The organism is Parafrankia elaeagni (assembly GCF_000374165.1).
In the GTDB taxonomy this organism is placed as follows: domain Bacteria; phylum Actinomycetota; class Actinomycetes; order Frankiales; family Frankiaceae; genus Parafrankia; species Parafrankia elaeagni.
Window position 1 is genome coordinate 1 of sequence record NZ_KB893774.1, and the last position, 17,843, is coordinate 17,843.

General features: G+C 70.9%; 15 protein-coding genes. 13 read left to right on the plus strand and 2 right to left on the minus strand.

The window, feature by feature from the left end:
- Positions 1-153: 153 nt before the first annotated feature.
- Both B207_RS0128780 and B207_RS0128785 read left to right on the plus strand, forming a co-directional pair.
- Positions 154-990, plus strand: a complete 837-nt coding sequence (locus B207_RS0128780) for an IS5/IS1182 family transposase (RefSeq protein ID WP_018638110.1) — start codon at positions 154-156, stop codon at positions 988-990.
- Positions 991-1,076: 86 nt separating this feature from the next.
- Positions 1,077-2,261, plus strand: coding sequence for an ABC transporter substrate-binding protein (locus B207_RS0128785; RefSeq protein ID WP_230205296.1), 1,185 nt, complete (start codon positions 1,077-1,079; stop codon positions 2,259-2,261).
- A gap of 136 nt (positions 2,262-2,397) precedes the next feature.
- Here B207_RS0128785 and B207_RS0128790 read toward each other — a convergent pair whose 3' ends face one another.
- Positions 2,398-3,411 carry an expansin EXLX1 family cellulose-binding protein gene (locus tag B207_RS0128790; protein ID WP_084692373.1) on the minus strand — a complete coding sequence of 338 codons (1,014 nt, stop codon included), beginning with the start codon at positions 3,409-3,411 and terminating at the stop codon, positions 2,398-2,400.
- A gap of 783 nt (positions 3,412-4,194) precedes the next feature.
- On the opposite strand from B207_RS0128790, the gene B207_RS0128800 reads away from it, so the two are divergent.
- The 8 genes from B207_RS0128800 to B207_RS37385 all read left to right on the plus strand — a co-directional run bounded on the left by B207_RS0128800 (position 4,195) and on the right by B207_RS37385 (position 14,831).
- Complete coding sequence (locus B207_RS0128800) at positions 4,195-5,361, plus strand: LLM class flavin-dependent oxidoreductase (protein ID WP_018640160.1); 1,167 nt, start codon at positions 4,195-4,197, stop codon at positions 5,359-5,361.
- Positions 5,358-6,551, plus strand: a complete 1,194-nt coding sequence (locus B207_RS0128805; protein WP_018640161.1) for an acyl-CoA dehydrogenase family protein — start codon at positions 5,358-5,360, stop codon at positions 6,549-6,551. The genes B207_RS0128800 and B207_RS0128805 overlap by 4 nt, the downstream gene beginning before the upstream one ends.
- A 54-nt stretch (positions 6,552-6,605) precedes the next feature.
- Positions 6,606-8,270, plus strand: a complete 1,665-nt coding sequence (locus B207_RS0128810; RefSeq protein WP_026311553.1) for an ABC transporter substrate-binding protein — start codon at positions 6,606-6,608, stop codon at positions 8,268-8,270.
- A gap of 30 nt (positions 8,271-8,300) precedes the next feature.
- Entirely contained in the window at positions 8,301-9,257 is a 957-nt protein-coding gene (locus tag B207_RS0128815) for an ABC transporter permease (RefSeq protein WP_018640163.1), read from the plus strand.
- Positions 9,257-10,117 carry an ABC transporter permease gene (locus B207_RS0128820; RefSeq protein ID WP_018640164.1) on the plus strand — a complete coding sequence of 287 codons (861 nt, stop codon included), beginning with the start codon at positions 9,257-9,259 and terminating at the stop codon, positions 10,115-10,117. Before B207_RS0128815 ends, B207_RS0128820 begins: the two co-directional genes overlap by 1 nt.
- A complete protein-coding gene (locus B207_RS36170) occupies positions 10,114-11,988 on the plus strand; it encodes a dipeptide ABC transporter ATP-binding protein (RefSeq protein ID WP_018640165.1) in 1,875 nt (624 codons plus the stop codon). The genes B207_RS0128820 and B207_RS36170 overlap by 4 nt, the downstream gene beginning before the upstream one ends.
- Positions 11,989-12,101: 113 nt before the next feature.
- Positions 12,102-12,815 (plus strand): VWA domain-containing protein, encoded by a 714-nt coding sequence (locus tag B207_RS0128835; RefSeq protein ID WP_018640167.1) that lies wholly within the window; start codon positions 12,102-12,104, stop codon positions 12,813-12,815.
- A 297-nt stretch (positions 12,816-13,112) separates the two neighbouring features.
- Positions 13,113-14,831: a PP2C family protein-serine/threonine phosphatase gene (locus tag B207_RS37385; protein ID WP_230205295.1), complete on the plus strand. Its 1,719-nt coding sequence runs from the start codon at positions 13,113-13,115 to the stop codon at positions 14,829-14,831.
- Positions 14,832-14,958: 127 nt separating this feature from the next.
- Here B207_RS37385 and B207_RS0128845 read toward each other — a convergent pair whose 3' ends face one another.
- Positions 14,959-15,864, minus strand: a complete 906-nt coding sequence (locus tag B207_RS0128845) for a hypothetical protein (RefSeq protein WP_018640171.1) — start codon at positions 15,862-15,864, stop codon at positions 14,959-14,961.
- 260 nt (positions 15,865-16,124) lie between these two features.
- Between B207_RS0128845 and B207_RS0128850 the strand changes: the two genes are divergently transcribed.
- From B207_RS0128850 to B207_RS42125, 3 genes are all read left to right on the plus strand, one after another.
- Positions 16,125-16,706 carry a lytic polysaccharide monooxygenase auxiliary activity family 9 protein gene (locus tag B207_RS0128850; protein WP_018640172.1) on the plus strand — a complete coding sequence of 194 codons (582 nt, stop codon included), beginning with the start codon at positions 16,125-16,127 and terminating at the stop codon, positions 16,704-16,706.
- A 249-nt stretch (positions 16,707-16,955) separates the two neighbouring features.
- Positions 16,956-17,570 carry a flavin monoamine oxidase family protein gene (locus B207_RS0128855; protein ID WP_018640173.1) on the plus strand — a complete coding sequence of 205 codons (615 nt, stop codon included), beginning with the start codon at positions 16,956-16,958 and terminating at the stop codon, positions 17,568-17,570.
- 79 nt (positions 17,571-17,649) lie between these two features.
- Positions 17,650-17,843: DUF6444 domain-containing protein (locus B207_RS42125; protein WP_407671477.1), on the plus strand; the 194-nt coding region annotated here is incomplete at its 3' end.

Below are 17,843 nucleotides of genomic sequence, written 5' to 3' on the forward strand. Positions count from 1 at the left end.
TGAACCTTTCCCCGTAACGAGTCGTCACGCTCCGCGTTTGGTTGCTGTGAGTGACGGACGGGCGGTGCGTCGGGGGTGGTAGGCGACGAAACGCGAGGCCTCGGTAGGAAGTAGTCCTTCCACAGATCAACTTCCGAGAGGCCCCGCGTCGCGATGAGCATCCCATATGTCTCCTACCTGCCCGTCAGCGATCACACGTTCTGGGGTCTGGTCCGCATCCTGGCGGCGGAACGCGAGCGCATCGGCACGCGGAACGGGACCCGGAAGCTCGGCTGCGCCGACCAGGCCACGGTCGTGATCCGCTGGTTCTGCGACGGCACCAAGGTCAGAAGACTCTGCGAGGATCACGGGATCAGCAGGAGCGTGTGCTACCGCGCGATCCACGAGGGTCGAGCGCTGCTGGCCTGGCAGGCGCCTGACCTGCGCAATGCCCTGATCGCCGCGAAGATGGCCGGCTACGACCATGTGATCGTCGACGGCACCCTCGTCGAGACCGACCGCCTGTCCATGCCCGGCCCGACGAAGGGCGTGGACCTGTGGTGGTCGAAGAAGGCCCACAACCACGCGGGCAACATCCAGGTCGTCACCGCCCCGGACGACGGCTTCCCGCTGTGGGTCTCCGACGTCCGGCCCGGCCGGGAGCACGACCTGACCGCGCTGCGTGCCTCAGGCGCGATCGGGGTCCTGCGGGAGTGGACAGGCGACGAGCTCCACCGGGTCCTGTTCGACCTTGGTTACGAAGGGTGCGCGACCCAGGAGGGCCCGCTCGCGATCCCGTTCAAGAAGCCGAAGGGTGGCACCCTCACCGACGAACAGAAAGGCCACAACAGGATCCACAACGCGCTGCGCGCCGTCGGCGAACGTGGAAACGCCCTACTCAAGGGCACCTTCGGCGTCCTGCACAACGTCACGATCGACCCCTGGCAGATCGGCTCCGTCGCGAAGGCCTGCCTCGTGCTGCTCCACATGGAGCACCAACGCACCACCTGAAGGTCAACCCACACACACGGAGTTGTCGCTACCGAAAGCGACGACAGGTTACCGGGAAAGGTTCACTGGCGACCGCGTTGGCGACGGTGGTGTCGCTCACCGCGGTGCTCACCGCGTGCGGTGGCGACGACGACGAGAGCGCCGACTTAAGCGGCGGCCTGACCGGGAACCCGATCAGGATCGCCGCGATCGGGGGGCTGAGCGGCGGGGTGAGCAGCAACCCCGAGTACGCCTCCGGGGCCCGAGCGGCCGTCCGCGCCATCAACGCCAACGGGGGGATCGACGGGCGTCCGCTGGACCTCAGGCTCTGCGACAACCACCAGAACGGCACGGACTCGGCGAACTGCTTCCGCGAGATCCTCTCCGACCGTGAGATCGTCGCGATCGCCGGCGCGTCGGACAACTACCACGACGCCACCCGAAGCCAGATCGAGGCCGCGCAGATGCCGATCATCGGGCAGTACCCGGTGTCCGGCTTCGACCTCACCAACCCGCTCGCCTTCAACGTCAACGGTGCGGTCGTCGTCGGCTTCCACGGCCTTGCGCAGGACGTCGTGGCCAGCGGCGCCAGGCGGGTGGGTCTCGTGACCCTGGACATCCCCACCGCCGACGTGATCCGCAAGACCGTCGGTGACGTCTTCCGCGAGGCCGGGATCGAGGTCGTCAACAACGTCCAGCTCGCGCCGTCCACCGCGGATCTCAGCGCCCCGGCCCAGCAGGCGACCCGCGACAGGCCGGACGCCGTCGTGTGGCTGACCTTCGCCGCCCAGACCAGCGTGGCCGTCAAGGCACTGCGGGCGACCGGTTATGACGGCACCGTCGCCTTCGCCGGCGCCGGTTTCGAGAAGGATCAGCTCGAAGGAATGGGGGAGGGAGGGCCGCTCACGGTCGGCCTGGTCCTCCCGCCGGCGTGGGACACGTCCAGCGCGTTCGGCAAGCAGTTCAACGAGGACATGGCCGCCTACGAACCCGACGGAAAGGTGGACGAGCTCAGCCTGAACAGCTGGCTCGGCGTCCAGATCTTCGCGCAGGTGGCGTCGTCGATCCCGACCGTCGACCGGGCATCGGTCCTGGCGGGGATCCGGAAGCTGAGCGAGGTGGACACCGGTGGGCTGACCCCGCCGATCGACTTCACGGTGAAGAGCGGGCTGCCGTATCCCGCCATCTACAACCCTGCCTACACCACCGTGCATGTGCGCGACGGTGAGATCGAGTGGGACGGCACACTGCGAGAGTTCGGGACCGGCAAGGAACTCGCGACAGCGTCGTAGCAGCACGTAGCAGCACGTAGCAGCACGTAGCAGCACGTAGCTGCACTTTGCGGCCCGGCCGCCGGGTGGGGACAGATGCCCTCACCCGGCGGCCCGCCCGGCGCCCGGGCGGCTTCGAACCGGTGGCGGCGCGCCGTCAGCGCTGCGCGAACTGACCGCTGAGCTGCTGCGTCACACCCGGCGACAGGGCGACGGTGTGGACGAGCCGCTCGCCGTGGATGTCGGTGATCCGCACAGTGAACGGCCCGGCCCCGAGCCCCTGGGGTGCGACGAAGTAGTTCCACATCTCGCGTTGCAGCGGCTTCCACACCCCGTTGGCCTGGACCTCCAACAAGGCGATCGGGTTGCGGTGCTGGCGGACCTGCAGGGCGAGCCAGTACGCCGACGAGCCCTCCTTCACCCGGTACTGGACGGCTCCGATGCTCGCCGGGCTGACCAGGCGCCAGGTGACGTCGACCCGCCCCGGCACGCCACCGGCGATCCGGGCGAACGCCGGCTCGCTCAGGTCGACGTGCCCTGGCGGGCATTCGGGGCACCGGTCGGTCACCCGGACGACGGTGCTGCCACCGGGCCCGGTGACCTCGATGTATGCCCCGCAGGCGCGGGCGGTCTCGTAGTCGGTCTCGTTCATCGCCACGACCGGCATGGCCGGGTCGCTCAGCGGGTCGAACATGCAGTTGCCGCCGCCGGTGGCGCCGTAGTGCGTCGCCGGGCCGCGGTAGACGACCCCCGGCCGGATCCGGCCCGGAGCCACGGGCACGAGCATCGCGGACGGCGGTGTGGCGGGCGAGGTGGTCCGCGGGTCGGCGGGTGTCGTGACCGGCACGCCGCCCGGTGTCACCGGCGGCCGGGTCGCCGGGTTGCCTGCCGGGGAGGTGGCCGGGCTGCTCGTACCGGACGTCGGTGTGGTTGTGGCGTCGGGGCCGGGGCCGGGCGGCTGCGTCCCCTGCGAACCCGGGCCGCCGGTCGGTGTGGCCGTGGGAGCGGTCGTCGCCGTTCTGGTCGGCGGAGCCCCCGAACCCGCGGGCCCCCCGCCTGCGGACGGCAGGCAGCCAGTGATGACGGCGGCGGCTGCTGCGGTGATCACCACACAGGGCAGGATGCGCCGACGGCGGGAACGTGGGGTGGCGGCGCCTCGAAAGGGCGGCATGAGGAGGGACCTCCGCGACCGGAGCGTGGAGCCGTACCGGCTCGACGCGCTGGGACCCCTCCCGCGCCGGCAACGATAACGTCATCACCGCCGACCCGTCGAGCACTGCCGGTGAAACTGTGGATGCGTTGTGCATCCGAATGTGATCGCTTGAGGGTGTGAATTCGTCCGTAGTCGGACAAAATGACCTGCGGGTGGCTGTCGAATGCGGGAATCGTGTGGTGCCGTGGCGGGCGGGAGAGTGGCTGTGGGGCGTGCTGCCTGTGGGTAAGCGGTGATCTATCAGGATTTCTTATCGGTCTGATCGGGGGGGCAGGCCTGGACAGCGTCGGTATTTCCCACCATTCTGATGAACATGTCGGGGAGTCCAGGGGGGGAAACGCGCGGGCCGCGTCAGGCACGCGGCGGCGCCCGTCGTCCGGTGAGCCTGTCGGGCCCCGGGCGGGTGCTGACCCGCCGCCGTTTCGTCGATTTCGGGCTTCTCACGTCCGCCTGCTGTCGTCCCTGCTGAGGAGTCTCCCCGGCCGTCTGCTCCGGACCGCCGGGCCTTCCTCGCCGGACGGGCAGAGCCCTGCGCGTGCCTCCACGGGGTGATCCGGACCTGGTCCGCCGGGCCGGTATCCGTGTCAGCCGTTTCTGACCCGATCACCCGGACCCGACCACCCGGCAGAGCCCGACCACCCGGCAGAGCCCGGCCACCTGGCCGGCTCTTCGTCTCCTGGCCGTTTCGCCCCGGCCGTTCGTCTCGGTGCGGACAGCTGTCCCGCCCCGTGGAGGTACCTCGTGACCGTCGAGTTCATCAGCGCCATCAATGTCAATCCGTCCAACGAGCTGAACCAGCTGCGGCAGGCCGCGCTGGACCCTGCGTATCTCAGGCGGTACGCCCGGCTGCTCGACGAGGGTGGCTTCGACTACACGTTGGTCCCGTACTACTCGGCAGGGCACGACCCGTTCACGATCGCGGCGGCCCTCAGCCAGTACACCGAGCGGCTGCGGCCGATCATCGCGCTGCGGCCGAACACCATGTACCCGACGGTGGCGGCCAAGCAGCTGGCGACCCTCGACCAGCTCAGCGGCGGCCGGGCCGCCGTGCACCTCATCGCCGGCGGCAGCGATCACGAGCAGGCCCGCGAGGGTGACCGGCTGGGCAAGGACGAGCGCTACGCCCGGCAGGCCGAGTACATCGAGATCCTGCGCAGGGTGTGGAGCTCGACGGCGCCGTTCGACCACTCCGGCGCGTACTACTCGTTCGAGGACTTCGTCTCGGCGGTGCGCCCGGTGAACGGGACGATCCCGGTGTCGGTAGGGGGATCGTCGGCGCAGGCCTACCAGGTCGGCGGTGCACTGGGCGACATCTTCGGCCTGTGGGGCGAGCCGCTGAAGGAGACGAAGCAGCAGATCGACGCGGTGGCCGAGCAGGCGCGTCTCGCCGGCCGCACCGACACCCCGCGCATCTGGGTGACGTTCCGGCCGATCATCGCGCAGACCGAGGAGCTGGCCTGGGAGAAGGCGGCGCGGATTCTCGGTGTGCTGAAGAGCGACAGACCGGCGGCCGCCGCGTTCCGGGGGGACGTCAACACGTCGCCGTCCAACGTCGGTTCGCAGCGGCTGCTGGCGGCCGCCGCCGCCGGTGAGCTGCATGACCGCGCCCTGTGGACGGCGCCGGCCGCCGCGACGGGGGCCACCGGCGCGTCGACGGCGCTGGTCGGCACGCCGGAGACGGTGGCTGCGGCCATCCTCGACTACGTCGATCTCGGCGCGGACCTGATCTCCATCCGCGGCTACGACAACTTCAACGACGCGCTCGACTACGGCCGCTACATCCTGCCGCTGGTCCGCCAGGAGCTCGCGCACCGCGCGGCCACCGGGCAGCGGGGCACCCTGCAGGACGAGCACCCCGGGGCGTTCGCGCCCGCGTTCGACCTGGCCGCACCGGCAGGTGCCCGATGACCGCCGTGGTGGGGGAGCACGCCACCACGCTGCCGGTACCCGACCTGTCGCCGGAGGCACTGGCCGCCGTGACGGCCCAGATCGCCGCGGTGGCACCCGGCTACGACCGCACGGGTGCGGTTCCCGTCCGCGGGCTGGAGGCCGCGCACCGGGCCGGGCTGCTGACGGCGACGGTCGCCACCCGCTACGGCGGGCCGGGCCTCGGGCAGCTCGACACCGCGCGCATTCTGATGGCGCTCGGCGAGGGCGATGCCTCGGTCGGGCTGCTCGCGGCCAACAACCTCATGATCCACCTGCTTCAGGCCTCGGCCTCGTACTGGCCGGAGGCCTACTACGCCGAGTACCTGCGCCGCGGGCTGGACGGGCCGACGCTGGCGAACGCCGTCCGGGCCGAGCCGGAGCTGGGCGCCCCCGCCCGCGGCGGCCTGCCGAAGACCACCGCGCGGCGCACCGCGGACGGCTGGGTGCTCAGCGGCCGCAAGGCGTACGCCACCGGCGGCACCGCGCTCGCCTTCCACATGGTCTGGGCGGTCGCGGACGAGCCGGACGGTGACCCGGAACGCCCCCGGGTCGGGCACCTGATCGTCCCGGGCGACCTGCCCGGGATCACCTGGATCGACACCTGGGACCACCTGGGCCTGCGGGCCTCCAACACCCATGACGTCGAGTACACCGACGTCGAGCTGCCGGCGGAGGCGTTCGTCGAGATCCCGCGCGGGCCGGACGGCGTGTACCGGGACCCGTCCGCGGCGGCCTCGGCCGGCAACTTCGGGCACCCGGCCCTCTACATCGGCGTCGCCCGGGCCGCCCGCAGCGCGTTCGTGCGGTACGCCCACGACCGGGTGCCCACCGCGCTGGGACGCCCGATCGCGACGACCGAGCGGATCCAGGTCGTCGCCGGCGAGATCGACGCGCAGATCGCGCAGGCGGAGACGCTCCTGTTCGGCGCGCTGCTGCGGATCGAGGCCGGCGACACCACCCACCTGCCGCAGCTGTCGCTGCTGAAGGTCCAGATCGCGCGTTCGGTGATCGCGGCGGTCAACACCGCGGTGGCCGCGCTGGGCAACCCGGGCCTGACCCGGCACCTGCCCTTCGAGCGTCTCCTCCGTGACGTCCTGTGCGTGCGGGTCCACCCGCCGCAGGAGGACGTCGCCCTGCTGGCGGCCGGCCGCCGGCTGCTCGGCCAGTAGCCGTTCAGGCACTGGCGTCCTTTCCATACGAGAGCACAAGAAAGAACGGATTCGATGACGAGACGCGTGTCCCGGCGCGGCATTGCCGCGACAGCCCTGGCCGTTACGGCAGCGCTGGGCCTGACTGCGTGCGGCTCCTCCGACGGGGAGGGCGGCACGGCCGCCGCAGGAGGGGAGCCGGTCGCCGGCGGAACCCTCAAGGTCGCCTTCTGGCCGGACAATCCGTCGTTCACCTGCGTCGACCCGTTCCAGACCTACTGGATCGAGCACCGCACGGTGATCCGCAACGTGGCCGACTCGCTGACCGACCAGGACCCGGAGACCGGGGAGATCAAGCCCTGGCTCGCCGAGAGCTGGGAGATCAGTCCCGACGGGAAGGAATACACCTTCCACCTGCGGGACGGTGTCACGTTCAGCGACGGCACCCCGCTGGACGCCGCCGCGGTGAAGGCGAACCTCGACGGCGCCCAGGCCGTCGTGAAGGAGACCGGCGGCTCCGCCTACGGGGCCAGCTACATTCTCGGCCTCGACCACACCGAGGTCGTCGACCCGAGCACGGTCAAGGTCGTCTTCTCGGCGCCGAACTCGTCGTTCCTGCAGGCCAGCTCGACGACCAACCTGGCGATCATCTCGCCGGACTCCTACCGGAAGACCAGCGAGGAGCGCTGCCTCGGGCAGTACCTCGGCTCCGGGCCGTTCACCCTGGAGAGCTACAAGCCCAACGAGCTGACCACGCTCAAGAAGCGCCCGGGCTACGCCTGGGGCTCGGCACTGTCGGAGAACACCGGCGAGGCCCACCTCGACACGGTCGAGTTCAGCTACGTCGCCGAGGACAGCGTCCGCACCGGCAACCTGGTCAGCGGGGCGATCGACATCGCCTGGCCGCGCAACCCGTTCACCGTCGAGGACCGTGAGCTGATCACGAGGTCCGACGGTGTCCTGGAGTCCCGGCCGCTGCCGGGAGTGGCCGCCGCCTTCTACCCGAACACGACGGCCGGCCGGCCGCTGGCGGACGTCAACGTCCGCAGGTCGCTCTACAAGGCCCTCGACCTGCCGACCTTCGCCAGTACGATCTACGGTCCGGACTATCCGGTCGTCGCCGGTGCCTTCGACTCCACGACACCGTTCTTCGCCCCGCAGACCGACAGGCTGCGCCACGATCCGCAGGGGGCGGCGAAGCTCCTCGACGACGCCGGCTGGAAGCTCGGCGAGGGCGGCTACCGCTTCAAGGACGGCAGGAAGCTCACCCTCGTACACCCCACCACCGCGCAGTCCGCGTACGGCACCGAGCTGATCCAGGACCAGCTCAAGCAGGTCGGCATCGAGCTGCGGCTCGAGGTCATCACCGGTGCCGAGCTTCCGGCGGTGCTCAGGAACGGCAGCTACGACCTGGCCTCCAGCTACTTCACCCGCGCCGACCCCGGGGCGCTGCAGTTCCTCCTCGACCCGGACTACGCCAACTCCAAGGCACTGGCGACGAACGCCTCGGCACCCGAGACCACCGCCGAGATCAAGGGGCTGTTCGCCCAGGCCCGTGAGACCACCGACGAGGCACAGCGCGAGGCGGCCTACGCCGAGCTGCAGAGCCTGCTCATCGAGCAGGGCGTCGTCTTCCCGTGGTTCGAGCGGGTGCAGTTCGCCGGCCTCGGCAGGAGCGTCCACGGGTTCGCGTTCACGTCCGAGAGCTTCCTGAGGCTCAACGACGTCTGGAAGCAGTAGCCGGGCCGCGGGGGAGAGAAGAGAAACACAATGACGCGGTACATCCTCGGTCGGTTCGCACAGGCACTCGGAGTGCTCTGGGCCGCCTACACCGTGACCTTCGCGGTCCTCTACCTGCTGCCGAGCGACCCGGTCGCGCTGCAACTGGGAGCGGCGGGGATCGAGACCGACAAACTCTCCCCCGCGGAACTGCACACCGCGAAGGCCAGGTACGGGCTCGACCGCCCGATTCTGGAGCAGTACTTCTCGGACCTGTGGGGCTTCCTGCACGGCGATCTCGGTGAGTCGATCGCCAAGCAGAAGCCGGTCACCGCACTGCTCGGTGAGCGCCTGGGCCCCACGCTCACCCTGACGGTCACCGCCGGCGTCCTCGCGCTGCTGGGGGGGACGGCGCTGGCCTACCTGGCGTCGTACGTGCGCTGGCGGCCGGCCCGGATGTTCCTCACCCGGCTGCCGTCGTTCGGGGCCTCCTTCCCGCAGTTCTTCATCGGGCTGCTGATGATCCAGTTCCTCTCGTTCAACCTCGGTGTGCTGCCGGCCACCGGAACCTACGGCTGGAAGTCGATGGTGATGCCGGCGATCACCATCGCGATCCTGGCGGCGTCGCAGCTGGCGCAGGTGCTGATGCGCAGTTTCGACGACACGCTGGGCCAGCCCTATGTGGCGACGGCCCGGGCGAAGGGGCTGTCCCGCGCGGCCGTGCAGTGGCACCACGGCTTCCGCAACGCGCTCCTGCCGGCGGTGACGATCCTGGGTGTCCTCATCGGCCTGACCGTCACCAGCGCGATCGTCGCCGAGACGGTCTTCTCCCGCAACGGCGTCGGCAAGCTCGCCCAGGAGGCCGTGCTCGCCCAGGACGTCCCGGTGGTCCTGGCGATCGTCACGCTCGCCGCGGCGATCTTCGTCTTCGTCAATCTCGTGGTCGACCTGCTCTACCCGCTGCTCGACCCACGCATCGTCCACGGTCAGCGGAAGGCGGTCGCCTGATGACCCTCTCGGTGAGCACCGAGCCGGGCGGGCGCCGGGCCGACCTCGTCGCCTCGCTGCGCACCCTCGGAAGCAAACCCGGCTTCGTCGTCGCGGTGCTGTTCATCGCGTTCGTCGCCATCACCGCGTTCGCTCCGGGCCTGTTCACCTCGCGCGGCCCCTTCGACACCGCACCGGCCGAGCGGCTGTCCTCCCCGAGCTTCGACCATCTGTTCGGTACCGACGAGATCGGTCGCGACCTGTGGACGCGCATGCTCCACGGCTCGGCGCTGACGATCAGGGCGGCGCTCATCGCGCTGGCGATCGCCGTCCTCGCCGGGCTCGCGCTCGGGGTGCTCTCCGGGTTCTGCGGCGGAATCGTGGACGCGCTGCTCATGCGGGCCGTGGACGTCATGCTCGCCATTCCCACACTGCTGATGGCACTGGCCATCGTCACGGCCCTCGGCTTCGGGACGGTGCCGGTGGCGATCGCCGTCGGCGTCGGCATCATGCCGGGCTTCGCGCGCACCACCCGAGCGGAAGTGCTGCGGATCAGGACCCTCCCGTACGTGGAGGCCTCCCGCGCCGGTGGCGCCTCGTGGCTGCGCGTCCTGCTGACCCATGTGCTGCCGAACTCCTGGGGCCCGGTCGCGGTGCTCGCTGTCCTCGACACCGGTGTCGCGATCATCTACATCGCGTCGCTGAGCTTCCTCGGCTTCGGCGCGGCGCCGCCGGCCGCGGAGTGGGGCACCCTCATCTCCGCCGGCCGTAACTACCTCGTCACCGCCCCCTGGGTCTCGCTGCTGCCCGGGCTCTTCGTCGCCGCGACGGTGCTGAGCCTCAACCACATCTCCAAGACCCTCCAGGAGCGCGAGCGATGACGGACACAGCCGCCGGCCCGCTGGTGACCGTGACGGACCTGCAGGTCGGCTACGTCCGGCGCCGGCGCACCGTCCCCGCCGTCCGTGGCGTCAGCCTGTCGGTCGCCCGCGGCGAGACCGTCGCCCTGGTCGGCGAATCCGGCTCCGGCAAGTCGACGATCGCCAACACCCTCATCGGGCTGCTGCCCGACAACGCCCGGGTCACCGGCGGCAGCGTCATCGTCCACCCCGGTCATCCCGGTCATCCCGGTCATCCCGGCCATCCCGGTCATCCCGGTCACCCGGGTCACCCGGGCGATCTGGGCGATCCGGGTCCGTCGGGCGACCTCGGCCGGCCGGCCCGCGCCGTCGAGGTGGCCGGCGCGCGCGAGCGGACCCTGCGCGGGCTGCGCGGCCGGGTGATCAGCCTGGTGCCGCAGGACCCGATGGTCGGCCTCAACCCGACCCGCCGCATCGGGCCGCAGGTCGCCGAGGGGATCAGGCTGCGCGGGGTGTCCGGTGACCGGGTCGGGGCCGAGGTGCGGGAGTTCCTCGCCCAGGCCGGCATCGACGATCCCGAACTGCGGGCCCGCCAGTACCCGCACGAGCTCTCCGGCGGCCTGCGCCAGCGGGTGCTCATCGCGATCGCCCTCGCCGGGCGGCCCCAGCTGATCATCGCCGACGAGCCGACCAGCGCGCTGGACGTCACCGTGCAGCGCCGCATCCTCGACCACCTCGAGAGCCTGGTCCGCCAGTCGGGGATCTCGCTGCTGATCATCACTCACGACCTCGCCGTCGCGGCCGATCGCAGCGACCGGGTGATCGTCCTGCGCAGCGGCGAGATCGTCGAGCAGGGGAACCCGCGGCACATCCTGGTCAGCCCCGGGCAGGACTACACCCGGCGCCTCATCGCCGCCGCACCCGGGCTGGCCCACGGCGGCCGGATCGTCCCGCGGTTCGCCGTGCCCGCCGAGCGGGTCAGCACCCCCGACCCGGTGATCCGCCTGGAGAACATCACCAAGCGCTACCCGCTGCCCGGCCGGCAGACCGGGTCGTTCCTCGCGGTCGACGACGTCTCGCTGGACGTCGCCCGCGGGCGCACCCACGCGCTCGTCGGCGAGTCGGGGTCCGGAAAGACCACGACCCTGCGCCTCGCGCTGGGGCTGGAGAAGGCGACGAACGGGCGGGTGCTGCTCGACGGCGTCGACATCACCGATCTGGGCTGGCGGGAGACCCGCCCGCTGCGGCGCAAGATCCAGCTCGTCCACCAGAACCCGTTCGCCTCCCTCGACCCGCGGTTCACGATCGGCCGCAGCATCACCGAGCCGCTGGTGGCGTTCGGGATCGGTGACCGGCGCACCCGCCGCGCCCGCGCCGTCGCCCTGCTCGACCAGGTGGCGCTGCCCGCCTCCTACCTCGACCGGCTGCCCGCGGAGCTGTCCGGCGGGCAGCGCCAGCGGGTCGCGATCGCCCGGGCCCTCGCCCTGGAGCCCGAGCTGGTGCTGCTCGACGAGCCCGTCTCCGCGCTGGACGTCTCCGTGCAGGAGCAGATCCTCGCCCTGCTCCGCGACCTGCAGGAGCGGCTCGGCCTCAGCTACCTGTTCATCTCCCACGATCTGTCGGTCGTCGCGCAGATCTCGCACACCGTCACCGTGCTCAACCGCGGCCGGGCCGTCGAGTCGGGTTCCGTCGCCGAGGTGTTCGGCGCGCCGAACAGCGACTACACCCGCGAGCTGATCGAGGCCATTCCCGGTCAGCGCAGCGCCGCCCTCTCCGCACCATCCCGCGGGCCAAACACACCAAACACACCAAACACGTCAACCGCGGCAACCGCGGCAACCGCCGGGCTTCCCGCACTGTCCGCCGGATCAGGCGTGCCCGTGGATGCCTGACCGGCGGGCGGTCGTCCACCGCTACCTGGAACTCGGATACCTGGAACTCGGACTGCCGTCGCACCGGCGGCACCCGCCCGGGCAGGCCGCCGAGGCCCGATAGCGTGGGGCGCATGCCGATGTCGATGGCGAAGATCGAGGCTGGTGCGCCGGGCCTGCTCAGCCTGGCGAAGGACGCGCGATCCAGGCTGGCGAAACAAGCCCTGGACGGCGAGCAGGCCAAGGTCGCGCTGTGTGTCGACCACAGCGGGTCGATGCGGGCGCTGTACACGAAGGGCGTCGTCCAGCGGCTCGCCGAGCGGGCTCTCGCGCTGGCGACGCAGTTCGACGATGACGGCGCGATCGACGTGTTCATCTTCGACACCGGGGCCGTCCACGCCGGCGAGCTGCGGATCGCTGACTACATCGGGGGAGTGGACAGACTGCGGGCCGGCCGCCGGATGGGCCGGACCGACTACGCCGCGGCGATGCGGCTCGTCCGCGAGCACTTCCCGTCCGACGGACTTCCGGTTTACGTCCTGTTCGTCACCGACGGTGCGCCCGACAGCCGGACCTCCGCGAAGGAAGAGCTGGTCCTCGCGTCGCAGCGGAACATCTTCTACAAGTTCCTCGGCGTCGGTGAAGGTCCGTTCGACTTCCTGCGCCGCCTTGACGACCTGCGCGGCAGGCCCGTCGACAACGCGCACTTCGTCGAGCCGGACGACGTCGAGGCGATCGGCGACGAGGAGTTCTTCGATCTGCTGCTGGAGGAGTATCCACAGTGGCTGACTGACGCCCGTGCCGCCGGCCTGACGCCGCCTGACACCGGGCCCGAGGCCGGTCGCTGAGGCCGATCTCGTGCAGCTAATGGTTTGGCGACCTGTGTCCGGCCGGTGTCACGGTCAGGCCTGAGGCAACTTCGCCCGGTGACGGGTTTCTCGTGGTGCGTGGCATCACACCGGCAGCCCGCTCGTTCCCCGTAGGAGAGCCCGGCCGGGGGTGCGCCACGGGGCGTGCCGGGGGTGGCCAGGCTGTCACCGCCCGGTCCATGCGGAGGTTCTGATCAGCGTGTCCCGCCAGGCGGGTGCCCGTGCACGCAGCGCCGGGCCGCCCGCGGGATCTGGTGCACGGGAGAGGTCCAGTACATGGAACAGCCGGGAGGCAGCCACCGCCATCACCGCGGCCGCAGCCACCACAGCAGGACGCCGGCACCGGGCGCGGTGGCGGCCGGGCCACCCGCGAGGGCCGGCGTCCTCGCGCCGGAGGCACCGCTGCTGTCACCGCCGGCACCGGCGCCCGCGGGCACGCCGGTGCCCGGCCGGGCGGGGCGTCGGGAGCCGGTGCGGCGCGCGGTGAGCGACGGGTCGGTGCCCGCGGACGGGGCGATGCCCACGGACGGGTCGGCGCGCACCGACCGCGGTGCACCCGCGGGCGGCTCGGCCTGCGAGGAGGACGGGTCGATGTCACGGCTCGCCCAGTCACTGGAACTGCTCGACTTCACCGAGGGCCTGAGTACGGCGCTCACCGTGGAGGAAGTGGCCCAGGTCGCGTTCCGCAGCATCGCGGGCCTCGGCGTCACCTTCGTCGGAATGGTGCTCTTCGACGACGACGGGGACGTCGGCGGAGACCTCGGCGGCACCGAAGCCGACATCCCCCCACCTGACCGCACCGGGGTGCGGACCCGGGTGCTCGCCTGGCCCCGCCCGCCGATCGTCGATCGGTTGTGGGCCGGCCCCGGCGGTTACGGCCCAGCCGCCGCCGTCGAGGTCATGCGGACCGGGCGGGCCCGTTTCGACGACACGAAGGACACCTACCTCGGCGACTACCCGGACCGCACCGAGGTCTTCGCCGCACTCGGCATCGACGCGACCGCCAGCCTCCCGATCACCGTTGACGGCCGGACTCTCGGCGTGCTGCTGCTCTCCTGGCCCGATCACAGGACGTTCGAGGGGCCCTGCCGCTCGTTCCTCCTCGCCATCGCGGCCGCCTACGGGCGCGCCGTCGAGCGGGCTCGCAGGTACGAGCGCCAGATGTGCATGGTCGAGACCCTGCAGCGGGCTATTCTCCCGCCGCAGCTGCCGCGCGTGGACGGCGTCCAGCTCGCCGCCCGCTACCTCCCGGCCGGCCGGGATGTCGGCATCGGCGGCGACTGGTACGACGCCACCGTCCTGCCGGACGGGACCCTCGCCCTGGCCATCGGGGACGTCGGCGGCCACGGCCTGCGCGCCACCGCACTGATGGCCGAACTCAGCCACTCGGCCCGGGCCTACGCCCTGCACGGGCTCTCCCCGGAGGCGACCACCACGCAGCTCTCCGCCAACCTCGCGCGCAGCGGCAGCGAGATCCTGGCGACCGCGGTGATCGCGCACCTCGACCCCGTCACCGCCCGGTTCACCTGGTCCTGTGCCGGCCACCCGCCGCCCCTGCATCTCGCCGGCAGCGACGGTGGCCCGCGGTACCTGTCAGAAGTCCACGGCCCGATGCTCGGGGTGCTCTCCGACCACCACTACGGCCAGAGCAGCCTCACCCTGACAGGGCCGGGCCTGCTTCTCTACACGGACGGCCTCGTCGAGCAGCGCGGGGTCTCCATCTCGGTCCGCCTCGCCGCACTCGCCGCCGCCAGCGCCGCGCGGCTGCCTGGCACCACCGCGCTGCTGGCCGCCGCACCCGTAACGCCCCCGGCGCTGGCGGGACTCACCTCGGAACTCGTCGGCGCCCTGGAACTGGAGAGCGCGCCCAGCCCACCCCGTTCCACCCTCGACGGACTGTGCGACGCCCTGCTGGCCGAGATCGCGGGCCCCGCCGAGCGCGAGGACGACATCTGCATCCTCGGCATCGCACTGACCGGCCGGGACGTCCGCTGACAGGTCACAGGATGTCCGTGACGGGTCAGGGGACGTCCGCTGGCGGGTCAGGACGTGCCCGTGCCGTCGAGGGAGGCGGGGCGGGAAGCCGCCGCGGCTGATCGGGCCCCAGCCGGCGGCGCCGATGCTAGTGGCGGCCCTCGCGTGCGGTCTCGGTGTACCAGCCGCCGACGACCGCCCCGCCGATCAGGACCACGCCGAAACCGATCAGCCAGGACAGAATCGTGAACACCACGCCGATCGAGCCGTAGGTGCGCTCGTTCGAGACGATGGACGCGGAGAACGCGAAGCGGCTGACGACACCGAGACCGGTCAGCCCGATCGTTGTGGCAAGCGCCGTCGGCCAGGCGTCCCGCCAGCCCAGCCGGCCCATGGTGAGCACCCGGACCCCGGCCCACAGGAAGAACGCGAGCATCACGGTCGCGATCAGGCCGTAGCAGATCTGCCCGGCCACGCTGCCGGTCAGGACGGCGCCGAGCGACGTCGACACGGCCAGAAAGGCGATCAGCCCGCACAGCCAGCCAAGCTGGCTGGGAAGGCCACGCAGGCCGGGCGCCGGCAACCGAAAGACCCGCATGTACACCACCTGGACGGCTGTGGCCAGGCTCACCCCACCCAGCACCAGCCAGAGCACGCCCACCACCGACCAGCCGGTGACGATCGTTCCGCCCCGCGGGGCGAACAGCCGCTCGACAGCCATCGCCGCCTCGTGGTTCAGTCCCATGCGCCTGATCACGATGTCCGCCGCGCCTCCACTGCGCAGCGGAGACGCCGCTGCCAGTGCGATCACGAACGGAAAGAACATCATCAGGATGAGCGCGGCGAGGTTCATCGCCCCGTTGATCAGGTCCGCCGCGCGGAGCCTGGACGCCAGATCCCCGCGCAGGGATTCGCGGACCCGTCGGCGGAACACTCCGAATCCGGTACCGACCGCCCGGAACCGGCGTCCCAGGAACCGAACCGCCCTCGCCGCACGGCCAGGCCGGCGCCACTCCCCACCGCTGCGTGCGGCGGCACCGGACTGCCGCTGCACCCGGCCATCCTCGCCGATGCGGCGCGGAATGACGCGGACCCGGGCTGCCCAGACCCGCGCGCGTGGCCGACAGTCCGGTCCGGAACGGCTCGGTGACCCGGTCCGCCCGCGACAGTCCCGGTCCAGGGCCTTCGTCGAAAAAGTTCGCAAACGGCCCTCCGGATTCAAAGAATCATCGCCGAAGTCGCGGGCCTCCCCCATTTTTTGGGAATGCAAACCAGGAGATGTGACGCTACCGTGGAATTCTGACCCAGAGTAGAGTGGCGCCGCGCCACGGTCTCGTCGCCGACCCGGCCTCCCGTGCGAGCATTTATCTCGAGGAATGGCAGTCCGCCGGCCTCGAATCCGGGAAGTTCTTCCCGGCGAGGGAGCCCGGGCTGAAGGACCCGTTCGCACCGGATGACGTCTTCAACGACACCCCGCCCGCCGACGGGAAGATCGCCAGTGCCGGCCAGGGCTACGCCGCCGAACTGGACAGGCCGGGATCAGACTGGCAGAAGCACTCCGTCCGGTCCGGTCAGCAGCTCGTCGTGACCTGGGGTTTTCACGCCCCGCACAAGACGCGGCGCTGGAACTACTTCATCACCCGGGAGGGCTGGGACCCGAAGGCCCCGCTCAGCCGCGCCCAGTTCGAGTCGCAACCCATCCACCAGGTCCAGAACAGCGGGCAGCCCTACTGGGCGGCCGACGACCTCGTACCGGCGGATCCCACTCGGCACACCATAATGCTGCCGCAGCGGCAGGGGTACCACGTATTGCTCGGAGTCTGGGAAGTAGCCGACACATCCAAGGCTTTCTATCAGGTCATCGACCTGAACTTCACCCGGGTGACACCCGGGTGACACCCGAGTAATACCGGCGCCCGAGTAGTACCCGAGCCCCGTCCCGGACCTCTCTCGGTCCGGGACGGGGCCTTTCCCGGGGCCTTTCCGGTCGAGACCGCGGGCCGGACCAGACCTCGGCCCCGAAACCAGACCTCGGCCCCGAAACGGCGAATTCCAGACATTCGACATCCGCGCGCCGCAGAAGAAAGAGCGCCGCAGAAGGAAGAGGTGGTCAAGCATGCGCTACGTCAACCACGGACGACTCCCATGACCGCGCGAACCGCCGCCGACGCACTGCGCGAGGCGATGATCGGCCGGGGCGGGCCAGAAGCGACAGGCTGGTCGGGCTCGTTCGAGCAGCCCCCGGCGCCCCGCGCGGGTGCCACCGTCGCCATCCTCGGCGCCGGGGTCGTCGGGCTCACCGCGGCCTACGAGCTCAGCAAACTGGGCTACCGGTGCACCGTGCTGGAAGCCGCGGACCGCGCCGGCGGCCGTAACCGCACTGCCCGCAACGGTGACGTGCTCCGCGAGCTCGGGCCGAGCGGGGAGCCGGTCACCACCCACGAATGCTCCTTCGACGAAGGGCTCTACCTCAACCTGGGCCCCGGCCGCATCCCGCACCATCACCGCCGGGTACTCGACTACTGCCAGGCGTTCGGCGTAGCCCTCGAGCCGTACATCAAGGAGACCACAGCGAACGTCATTCACCTCGCCGATGGCAGAATCGTCCGCTGGCGGAACCGGCAGGTCGCCAACGACACCCGCGGGCACATCGCGGCCCTGCTCGCCGAAACCCTCGTGCAACGGGACGCCATGACCGGAGAGCTGCTGGATCTGCTGCGGGTCTTCGGCTCCCTGGAGGTAGCTGTTCAGCTCGGTTGAACGGGTGTCTTGCGGATCTTGTCTGTTGATCGTTCGGCTGGTTGCCGGCCGGCGGGTCAAGATCGGATAGTTTGTGGGGGTGGAGTCCGCGGGTCAGCCGAGCTACGAGGAGCTCGTGCGCCTGGTCGCGGACCAGGCCGCGCTGATCGAGCGGCTGACGGCCCGGGTCGCTGAACTCGAACGCAGGCTTGGTGCGGACAGTTCGACGTCGTCGAAGCCGCCGTCGTCGGACAGCCCGTTCACGAAGGCACCGTCGCGGTCGTCGCGGTCGTC